Annotated in this window: 1 protein-coding gene; it reads right to left on the reverse strand. The window is 54.8% G+C overall.

What is annotated here, in order from left to right; genetic code table 11:
• The coding region (locus tag C1J01_RS48690) for a TniB family NTP-binding protein (protein ID WP_235855176.1) at positions 1-406 on the reverse strand (406 nt) is incomplete at its 3' end.
• Positions 407-434 lie beyond the last annotated feature (28 nt).

Raw genomic sequence — 434 nt, forward strand, 5'->3', positions numbered from 1 at the left:
GCGTATCTTTGTCGAAGATGGTCTTGCACTCATCGGTCCCGACCAGGCAGATCACGGGCCCCTCCGCATTGAACAGTTCCTTAAGCCAATTGCAGATGGCTTGCCCGGCCCTGGCGTCCTTTTTTTGGATCACTGAAAGGTTGTGCAATTCGTCGATAAAAACGATGGTGGTCCTGCAGCGCTTGAGCAGCGTGTTGATTCGTTTGGATCGAGACACAGGTGAACCAGCGAGCGGGTTGACGTCGTTCAGCTTGGCAAGCATCTCTTCGGTCAAGCCATCCAGCCTCCCCTCCGGAGGCAAACTCATATAGAAGGCAGGCATGGTGTCGATCTCACAATCGTTCTCCACGACAGTTTGAGGTGCCATCCCCGTCATGATCAAGTTGGCGATCGTCGTCTTTCCCATGCCACCGTCGCCCAGCAACATGCAGCAC

It is taken from the genome of Nonomuraea aridisoli, from assembly GCF_003236395.1.
GTDB classification, from domain to species: Bacteria; Actinomycetota; Actinomycetes; order Streptosporangiales; family Streptosporangiaceae; genus Nonomuraea; species Nonomuraea aridisoli.